Raw genomic sequence first — 9,741 nt, forward strand, 5'->3', positions numbered from 1 at the left:
CGGTAAGGCTGCTCTAGAAACGAGCGTAATCGGTAGTGGCCTCGATGCCGATATAATTTTCGTGGAGCAAGGACTCGCGCCGCATCATCTTCGTATCACTCTTCTTGGCAATTCGATCGAGGTCGAGGCCCTTACAACCGGCTTCGGCGTGGAGGGCAACGGCAATATTGCCGCAGGCGAGCGCGTTGTTGTTCCTCTTCCAGTCGCCATACATGTAGGCGCGATGTCCATTCTCTGGTCGGTACAGGGTGCAGCGCCAGCTGGTTCGATCGGCACACCACGTCTCTCTATACCTGTATTAGCCTTCCTGCTGCTCGGCTCTCTCGGGATCGGCGCGCTGTCGGCCATTTTCTCCTACTACGGCAACGCTGGTGCATTGAGCGCCAATTCACCTAGTCCCGAACGTGAGTCCAAGCCGAGCAATAACCGCGCTGACGATCAGGCTGCGGTGGTAGCGGCCAAAGAGCTGCAAGAGGAAGTCGATAAGGCGGGCCTGCTCAATATTAAGATCGGCTCCGCAAAAGGTGTTGTGACCGCTGAGGGCACCGTCGCGTCTTCATCGGCCACCAGTTGGCAGAAGGCGCAGCAGTGGTTCGATCATCGCACGGAGGGCGCTCTAACACTGGTCAATGGAGTGGTCATCAAAGAGGAGAAGGCGCCGTCCGCAATCGCGGTTGAAGCGGTTTGGCGTGGGTCCTCGCCGTATGTTGTCATCGATGGCGAGAAGTATTTCGTCGGCGCCCTTTTAGATGATGGATGGACGGTCGATCGGATCGAGGACGGCCGCGTGCTGCTGAGCCGAGATGGCCGCCTCGCTGCTCTCCCTTATTAAAAGTTTCCAGGTTCGCAGGCCATAGTATGGAGAGCTCCATGGTCAATCTGCCCACCTATCCTGTCGCGCGCGCTATCGTTCGACGGTACGTGGAGGCATTGTCGTCCTGCGGAACGAGTTACGGCGGGTGGTCCTGCTCCGGCAGAACCGGAACCAGCTTGATCAAAGGCTAGCCGATGGTGGAGCCGGATCGAGCGCAACGCTTCAATATGACCGACGAACGCTTCGGAAACCGGTGATGTCGTGCTGATCCCCGAGCAGGAGTGCGATTTCCTCTGCGCCAGTTCCTACGTCCACCTTGGGCGTGGGCAGAGCGCACGAAACTTGCCCCTGTTGCGGGTCGCTGCCCACGAAAGTTTTCGGGATGTTCAATTGCTGCGGCTTCTCGCCTATGCGCCCATCTCAGATGGTTTCGGTGGTGAGGCCCTGACGGTCCTGGACAGACTGGATAGACCCCATGGCCAGCCGTCTTCGCACCTGCCTCTCAGTCTCAAGCGTAGCCATGAGCTGGTGGGTCTTCGAAAGCTGCATGGCAGCAGAGCAATTCTCACTCGATCCCAAAGGGGCCTCCATGGCCAACGTCCTGCGTAACTTCATCGAGCGCGCGCCGGCCAACCCGGACCTAATGGTCGCGTTGATGCTGCTTCTGGCCATAGCTATGATGGTCATCCCAATACCGATCATGGTGATCGATGCGCTGATCGGTTTCAATATGGGATTGGCCATACTGCTGCTGATGGTTGCCCTGTACATCAGCACGCCACTTGATTTTTCCTCTTTGCCCGGCGTCATTTTGATTTCCACGGTATTCCGTCTGGCGCTCACCATCGCAACGACGCGACTGATCCTGGCCGAGGGGGAGGCAGGCAGCATCATCCACACGTTTGGTGATTTCGTAATCTCAGGCAACATCGTCGTAGGTATTGTCATATTTCTGGTCGTGACCATGGTGCAATTCATGGTCCTCGCGAAGGGTGCCGAACGCGTAGCAGAAGTGGCGGCGCGCTTCACGCTCGACGCTCTGCCGGGCAAGCAAATGGCGGTCGACGCAGAGTTACGGAACGGACACATCGATGCCAATGAATCTCGCACGCGGCGCGCCGCATTGGAGAAGGAGAGCCAACTTTATGGCGCGATGGATGGCGCCATGAAATTTGTGAAGGGCGACGCCATCGCCGGGCTGGTGGTTATCTGCATCAACATGCTGGGTGGGATTTCGATCGGCCTGCTCTCGAAGGGCATGTCCTTCGGCGAGGTCCTGCATCACTATACTCTGCTGACGATAGGTGATGCGCTAATCTCGCAAATTCCGGCCCTGCTGCTCTCAATTACCGCGGCTACCATCGTCACTCGTGTAACTGGGGCTGCGAGCCTCAACCTTGGCACCGACATAGTCAATCAACTCACGGCCAGTAAGCGAGCATTGCGGTTGGCGGCCTGCGTCTTGGTTGCGATGGGGTTCGTTCCCGGTTTCCCTCTGCCCGTCTTTCTGATCTTGGCAGCAGTCTTCGCCACGGCAAGCCTTGTCAAAGGTAAAATCCTGGGCGCCGGCAATGTCGATGCCACCACTGCAACTCCAGTGGACCCTCAAAACCAAACCGTGCCTGCGCAGGCATGTCCGATCGCCTTCTTCCTTGCGCCGACCCTTATGCATGCGATCGACCAAGTCGAATTGCAACAGCACATCGCACGCGTTTCGCAACTAGTCTCAGCCGATCTCGGCATTATCGTTCCCCGTATCCCTGTCGCGGTCGACCAGCAGCTGCCCGAGTCGCAATTCAGGATAGATGTAGAGGGCGTGCCAGTCGAACAGGGTTTGATTAATCCGACACAGCTAACGCTCAAAGACGATCTGGCGGACATTGAATCGAGCGGCATCCCCTTTCGACATGACCCAGAAACGGACAGGATCTGGGTCGAACAAAACCATGCACCGGCTCTCAAGGCCGCCGGCATCGGGCATCACCGTCCCAGCGAACTCCTCGCGTTGCGTATCCATGCGACGTTGACCCGCTATGCACCGCGCTTGGTCGGCATCCAAGAGACCCGCCAATTGCTGGGCCTAATGGAGCAGGAATATGCTGATCTGGTGAAGGAGGTGCTGCGCACGACGCCGATCCCTCGGATTGCCGATGTGCTGCGCCGTCTGCTGGATGAAGGCATCCCGATCCGCAATGCCCGCCTCGTCTTGGAGGCATTGGCCGAATGGAGCGAACGTGAGCAAAACGTCGCCCTGCTCACTGAATACGTTCGTTCTGGTATGAAGCGGCAGATCTGTCACCGCTATGCCAACGGACACAGTATCGTGCCCGCCTTGATCATCGAACGTGAGACTGAGGATGTGGTGCGCAGTGCGGCTCGGGATTCGGCTGCAGGCCCCTACCTCGTACTGGAGGATCGGCAAAGCGAAGCGCTGCTGTCACAGATGCGCCAGATCCTTTCCAGCACAGCACCGGGTCAGACCCGCCCTGTCGTATTAACTTCAATGGATGTTCGACGCTTCGTCCGCGGTTTTCTTACCCGAAACGGGATCGATCTTGCTGTGCTGTCTTATCAGGACCTCGCCTCCGACTTCACGATTCAGCCCGCCGGATCCGTCAAGCTTCCGCCTGGACCAATAGCGGAACGTCAGGGCAATCTCGCAATATCCGCGTTGCCGCCAACCGATACCCAAAGCACTCGTTGATAGGTGAGAACCAAGCATGAATTCACATGAGAATACAGGCGCAGCGCCGTTACTTTCATTTCGTCTTAACACAGTTCTCTTCGCAGTACTCGCCATTCTGCCTCTCGGCGGTTGCGCTAGCTGGGATAAGCCAGTTCTTTCAGTGAAGGAGACGTCGCCCCCAGAGTTGCTCGGCGCCAATCACATCGATCCGGCCATGCGCGAACGCATTTTGCGGGCAGTCGGTCAGGATTCTCAAGAGCGGGCTTTGCGGGATGAACTGAAGCAGCATCCTGACAATGTCGATGCGGCGATCCATCTTGCGAAGGCCTTGTTGGCGCAGGAACGCCCGCATGAGGCGCTTCAGGTACTCGACAACGTCTTAGTTGCGGTCCCAGGTAATTTGCGTGCATTGAATGCGAAGGGGGTTGTCTTGGATGTTGAGGGGCGGCATGACGCGGCACAAGCGCTGTATCGGCAAGCTCTCGAATCAGAGCCTGGGAATCAGATGTTGCACCACAATCTCAACCTGTCGCTTGCGTTTGACCGGAAGCCCGAACGGAATGCGTTGGCACAATCGCGATAGAGGCATAGCGGGAACGCTGTGCGCGAGCTGCGACGACGGCCATTAGACCTATAAGAAGCAAACACAGCAGGTTTGCATTGCTGACGATGAGAGTGGCATTTGATCTGCACCATCCGAAGTCCATAAGGACCACGAAATCGAAAAAGGCCGACAGACGGAGCGGTGCAGCAATGATGAGACCGCGATGTGCCCGCAATGGTGCGGTCGACACGCGCCTCGTCCAGTGCGTCAGGACCGGTGGGCCAAGATTCAGCACACTGCTAAACGCGTATGCGGCAAACAACAACAAAGGAACGGCAGCGTCGGTCGTTGCGGGAGGGGCGAAATCCTTTGCTAAGCGGCCCCTTCGGCGAATTTTGCCCGCACCTCTACCGATAACCACCGCGCTGCGGGTCCGGGCGGAGTGGCGACATTGCCGATAGCGTAGATGGGGTATTCCGGCTGGTTGAAAGCCGGGAAATGCAGCGCGACAAGGCGCCCGCTGGCGATATCCTCCTGCACCAGTGACACTGGAAGCCCGCCCCAGCCAAGGCTGCCGCGGATGAAAAGATGCTTGGTCGCATTGTCGCTGACCCGCCAAGTCTTGAGCGAGAATACGTTGAAATTGCGCCCCCGTGTGAGGCCCGAGGCGTCATAGACAATAAGTTGTGTCTCGTCGCGCACATCGGCCGGCGATAGGGGGCGACCCAGCTTTGCCAGCGGATGATCCGGTGCGGCGACGGGAACCATTGCGGTATGACCAATCCGCTCGAACCGGATCTGGTCGGGGCTATCCGCCATCATGCCGCCAAAGCCGATCACGGCCTTCCCCGAAATGACCGCATCGACAACGGTCCCCAGCGTGCCAACCGTCACGTTCAGCGATACGGTCGGAAAATGGCTGCGAAAGGCGCTCAGCGCCTCGACGACGATGCCCGATGGCATGATGCTGCTGATAGCGACGCTCAACTCTCCTTCCAGACCTTCATTCAGCGCCCGCACCCGCGCGCGCATGACGTCAAGATCGCCAAGCAACCGCCGCGCATCTTCCAGCACGGTTTTCCCCGCCGGGGTCAGTTGCGGCCGCTTTGTGACCGTCCGGTCGAAAAGCGCGAGGCCCAACTGTTCCTCCAGATTGGCAATCGCATAGCTGACCACGGATTGCGCGCGATTCAGCGCCCGCGCCGCGCCTGAGAAACTGCCGCTTTCGGTCACGGCAAGGAAAACCTGGAGCTGATCGAGGGTCGGGTTCGGCTGCATGATGTATCCATTTAGTGGATCATTATCTTCGATATTATCCAGCTTTTTTCGATCGATATCGAGGGCTATTTCCCGGCGATGATCCATCGCTCGCCAAAGGAAATGCCCATGGCTTCCATCCTGCTCCTGACTTCCAGTCCGCGCCCGCGCTCATTGTCGACCCAGATTGCGGTCGAACTTGCCGAGCGTCTGTGCACGCCGGCCCCGGCAGGTAAGCTTGTCCACCGCGATCTCGCCGCCAACCCGCTCCCGCATATGGAAGGTGGCTTCGCCACCGGTATCCACAAATCGGCGGAGGCCCTGAACGCTGCGGAAAGCGCCGCAATCGGCCTGTCGGACGAGTTGGTGGCCGAACTTCTGGCAGCGGATACGCTGGTAATCGGCACCGCCTTCATCAATTTCAACCTCGAACCTGAAATCCTGGATCGACCATATCGGCCGGGCGGGCAAGACCTTCAGATACACTGCCACCGGCCCCGAGGGCCTGGCCAAAGGCAAGAAGGCCTACATTGTGCTGGCCTCGGGCGGGGTCTATTCCGAAGGCCCGGCGGCAGCGCTCGATCATGCCACGCCTTACCTGAAAGCGGTGCTTGGCTTCATCGGCATCACGGATGTTGAGGTGATCCGTATCGAAGGTGTGAACCGCGGTCCTGATGGCGCCGCGAATGCCGTTACTGCCGCGCGGACGCAGATCGCCCGGATTGCCGCCTGACGCCGCCCCCAAATTCTCGTATTATCAGGAGTTCCCATGCAAGGCTTCGCCTCTCCCTCCGCCAACCCACAGGCGGGCAAGTTCCTGCGGATCAGCCTCTGGACCGCCCAGGTGCTGATTTTCGCCGCCTTCATCCTGTTCGGTCTCCAAAAGCTCTTCATGCCCGCCGAGGCCCTGGCCGCGATGTGGCAGACTCCGTGGCCCGTGGAATATCCGGGGCTGTTGCGCTTTACCGGTCTCATCGACGCGGCAGGCGGGATCGGCATCCTCTTGCCCGCTCTCACTCGCATTCAGCCGCGCCTGACCATACTTGCGGCGCTTGGCTGCGCCCTGCTGCAAATCTCCGCCATAATCTTCCATTCCACGCGCGGCGAATTCGCAGCCCTGCCACTCAACTTTATCCTGCTTGCCTTCGTGAGCTTCATCCTTTGGGGCCGCCGCAAAAGAGCACCGATCCTGCCGCGCATGTGACGATCAACGAAATCTGCCGCATTGCAATCGCAGGTGACCAATTTGGTATTCATGCCATCGCCATCCAGCCAAGACTGATCGGCGGTTAGAGCAACGCCGCCCGCGTAAGCCTGACATTGGCGAATACAAGTTTCGCGGCGATAGCGGAACGGACTGACATAGCGCAAAGACACAGGAGAACGCAGCAGCAAGGGTGAAATTATCAGCATGGGACGGTAACTGTTGCAGACCTCAATCCTGACAAAATATCGCGAGGCCCGTCTGCCTTGGTACACCATCTATCCGACGGTGCCGGAGTTCTCCGCCACAATCGGTGCCGAGACTTATGAGGAATGGCTCAGGGACCTACCGGCTGACGATCCGGTGTCGCTCTATCTGCACGTTCCATTCTGCCGATCGATGTGCTGGTATTGCGGCTTCCCCACCACCATCACCCGCCATGATGCGCCGATCCTCAATTATCTGGCGCTGCTGCGCGACGAGATCCAGCTGGTCTCGAAGCAAGCGCCGCAGGAGCTGCCCGTGAGCGACGTGCATTTCGGCGGCGGAACACCGACCCTCATCGGATCCGCTGAGTTCCTCGCTCTGATGGGATTCCTGCGCCGCCGATACGCGTTCAGGAAAACAGCTACGATCGCCGTCGAGATTGATCCGCGCACGTTCACGGCCGAGATGGCCGAAACGCTAGCGGCTGCCGGCGTGAACCGCGCGAGCCTCGGCGTGCAGACCTTCGATCCCATTGTTCAAAAAGCGATCAACCGGGTCCAGAGTGAGGCCCAAACGGAGGCTGCCGTCGAAATGCTGCGCCGGCATGGGGTAAGCAGCATCAACTTCGACCTCATCTTCGGTCTCCCGCATCAAACGGTGCAGTCCTGTGTCAATACCGTGACGGCGGCCACCGCCATGCGCCCCAACCGGCTTGCGGTGTTCAGCTACGCGCACATTCCGTCCGTTATAAAGAATCAGCGCTTGATCGAGGAGACAGCGCTGCCGGACAGCGCTGCCCGCGCCCAACAGGCTGCGGCCGTGGCCGAGACGCTGGTTGTCGCCGGCTACCGAGAGATCGGGCTCGACCATTTCGCCTTGCCAGACGACGACCTCTCGCTGGCGCAGACTGCCGGGCGCCTGCGGCGTAACTCGCTGGGCTACTCGGCCGACACCTCCAAAACCCTGATCGGTTTCGGCGCGTCGGCCATCGGGCGTGTCGGCGGGGGTTACGTCCAGAACGAGGTAACACGGGATTGCTACAGCCGGCACATCGCAGCTGGCCGTCTGGCGACGTCAAAGGGTTACCGTCTCACCGACGAAGACCGCGCGCGAGCCGCAATCATCGAGCGGCTGATGTGCGATTTGGAGGCCGATGTGCCGGCAATCTGTGCCGCCCACGGTTTTGATCCGATCCGTTTTATCGATTCGGCTGAAGGCTTGGCAATGCTGGCCGAGGACGGGATAGTGGACATCGAAAAGGGTTTCATCCGCGCGCGGCAAGAGCATCGCTTTGTCATTCGCGCTGTTGCTGCCGCTTTCGATGCTTTTCTCGACCGAGTGGCCCCATAAGCACGGCGAATTCAGCACAAGCAGAGGCCGAGCGACGCCGAAGCGGAATTTGACACCGATGGCGGCAGCCTGTCATGTAGCGCCACCATTGCCTGACGAGGGTCGAGATCGCCACGCCGCGGAAAAGCAAACGCGGCGGAAGCGGCCGGCGAGGTCGGGCTCGAGCAGCGCGATTTCGTCTCCATCGACACCCCGACAGGTGCGGCTGGCGAAACGGTCAACCTCAGCCGCCGCCGATCGGGCGACCAACCTGCGGCCCAAATCTTGGCTGCTGATATCAGAGCGTCGTCCTCAGGCCACAGCCTTGAAATCCTGCTTGGTAATGTAGGCTCGCCCAGGGCAGGGGGTTGTCGATCTGGCTGTTCAGGTGGCGGATTGACTGGCGAGCACGTCGGTCAAGTAGCCGAGCGACTCGGCGTCGCTCAGCTTGCAAGTCTCGATACGATTGGCTCGATCTGGGCCTTTGGCGAAGACGCGTCAACGCGTTCACCGACTCCGGCATCAGAAACCGATCGACGCTACGCAGTTCTATAGGGAAACCCTTGGGCAGCCTCAGGCGATAGCTGCTCCGCCTGAGGCTGCGCCGAATGGATGCTGCTCGTTGCGCGCACTACAGTTTCCGACGAGCCTTTCGCCCACCGCGCATTACCATGGACACCGCACATAGTCAGAAGCGGCCCGCACCGTCGCGACTATCTCCCACGAGAGTCCGGTCACATGAAATCATCCTCGGACGAGTACCGGGGGGAACTTGGTGCGCTCTCGGTATCACTGCTTTCGCTGTCCTCAGTTTTGCTGAGATAGAGTGGAGGTTTGTTTGCACGCTGCCATTCACCGGCACTGTTTTTCGTCCACTTTTCGGGATGCTGGGTAGGGTCAAGTACCATATTGCAATCGTCCAATTCAGCGAACCCCATCATCGCTGCGCGGGCTTGTGCTTCTGGATTAGCCGGACGCCAATTCAGCAACGGTCGTTCGCCATCCATCCGAAGTTGATGCTCCAGCAGAATATCGCCTGCGTTCTCGACAAGCGGATGAACAACCTGCAGATCCACGGTGGAGGTGATCTCAGTTCGACCAGGAAATCGTTCCCGCCAATTTTCGGATTCGAACTCAGTCATGCTGAACCCGCCTTCCGTTCTCAGCAGTCCGGCACTCTGGTTTCCTAATTGGTAGCTGAAATACCGTGCGTGCTCCGTATCTCGAGTCGTGCCGTATTGCTCAGCAACATCCGCGGTGCGCCTGGCTCTTGCGGATACGAAATCCGAATACTCTTGTGGATTATCGGCGATGTGCGTGATTTCATCGCCATGAAAATGCTTCACTTCCCTCCTGAAAGAAGACCTGTCGATCTCCACCACTGGAGGTCTGGAGCGGAGGGAATACGCCGGTGTTGCCGCCGAAGATGAGCTGCCGGTGGAATCTCCTCCGGCTAAATGCATCCGGGCAAACATGTTTGCGAACCTTTGGCTTCCTGCATCCGTTTGCCCAGCGGCTCCCGACTGATTCGTTTCGTCAACTTCGCCACTGCGCGTGTAGTGGACATCGGACGAGCCACCAATTCGACCATACATGATGATTCGCACTCCTGTGTTTCCATTGGGTTCAGGCTGGCTAGGCGCAGCAGGCCTAGCTTAGCTAGTGCCCGTCCATAAACGGCAAGGTACTGAATTTATTGG

General features: G+C 58.9%; 7 protein-coding genes and 2 pseudogenes. 6 read left to right on the forward strand and 3 right to left on the reverse strand.

The window, feature by feature from the left end:
• From MAXJ12_RS23015 to MAXJ12_RS23025, 3 genes are all read left to right on the forward strand, one after another.
• Positions 1 to 832, forward strand: an 832-nt coding sequence (locus MAXJ12_RS23015; protein WP_040587522.1) for a SctD/MshK family protein, incomplete at its 5' end; no start/stop codon positions are given.
• A 571-nt stretch (positions 833 to 1,403) separates the two neighbouring features.
• Positions 1,404 to 3,518, forward strand: a complete 2,115-nt coding sequence (gene sctV, locus MAXJ12_RS23020; RefSeq protein ID WP_040587526.1) for a type III secretion system export apparatus subunit SctV — start codon at positions 1,404 to 1,406, stop codon at positions 3,516 to 3,518.
• 16 nt (positions 3,519 to 3,534) lie between these two features.
• Entirely contained in the window at positions 3,535 to 4,083 is a 549-nt protein-coding gene (locus MAXJ12_RS23025; RefSeq protein ID WP_040587524.1) for a tetratricopeptide repeat protein, read from the forward strand.
• 333 nt (positions 4,084 to 4,416) lie between these two features.
• Here the strand turns inward: MAXJ12_RS23025 and MAXJ12_RS23030 are convergent, their stop codons facing one another.
• The gene (locus MAXJ12_RS23030; protein WP_085984038.1) at positions 4,417 to 5,322 is read right to left on the reverse strand and encodes a LysR family transcriptional regulator; all 906 of its coding nucleotides are present in this window, start codon (positions 5,320 to 5,322) and stop codon (positions 4,417 to 4,419) included.
• A gap of 108 nt (positions 5,323 to 5,430) precedes the next feature.
• Here MAXJ12_RS23030 and MAXJ12_RS23035 point away from each other — a divergent pair.
• The 3 genes and pseudogenes from MAXJ12_RS23035 (at position 5,431) to hemN (ending at position 8,062) form a co-directional block, all read left to right on the forward strand.
• Positions 5,431 to 6,034: pseudogene (locus MAXJ12_RS23035) on the forward strand (FMN-dependent NADH-azoreductase).
• A 36-nt stretch (positions 6,035 to 6,070) separates the two neighbouring features.
• On the forward strand, positions 6,071 to 6,505 hold the full coding sequence (locus MAXJ12_RS23040; protein WP_008838437.1) for a DoxX family protein: 435 nt from the start codon (positions 6,071 to 6,073) through the stop codon (positions 6,503 to 6,505).
• 222 nt (positions 6,506 to 6,727) lie between these two features.
• Positions 6,728 to 8,062 carry an oxygen-independent coproporphyrinogen III oxidase gene (gene hemN, locus MAXJ12_RS23045; protein WP_008838438.1) on the forward strand — a complete coding sequence of 445 codons (1,335 nt, stop codon included), beginning with the start codon at positions 6,728 to 6,730 and terminating at the stop codon, positions 8,060 to 8,062.
• Positions 8,063 to 8,095: 33 nt separating this feature from the next.
• Here hemN and MAXJ12_RS39075 read toward each other — a convergent pair.
• Together MAXJ12_RS39075 and MAXJ12_RS35575 are read right to left on the reverse strand one after the other, a co-directional pair.
• Positions 8,096 to 8,290: pseudogene (locus tag MAXJ12_RS39075) on the reverse strand (glycine oxidase); the annotation flags it as partial.
• Between the two features lie 485 nt (positions 8,291 to 8,775).
• Positions 8,776 to 9,648, reverse strand: a complete 873-nt coding sequence (locus MAXJ12_RS35575; protein WP_280113348.1) for an Effector protein NopP — start codon at positions 9,646 to 9,648, stop codon at positions 8,776 to 8,778.
• Positions 9,649 to 9,741 lie beyond the last annotated feature (93 nt).

The organism is Mesorhizobium alhagi CCNWXJ12-2 (genome assembly GCF_000236565.1).
GTDB lineage: Bacteria > Pseudomonadota > Alphaproteobacteria > Rhizobiales > Rhizobiaceae > Allomesorhizobium > Allomesorhizobium alhagi.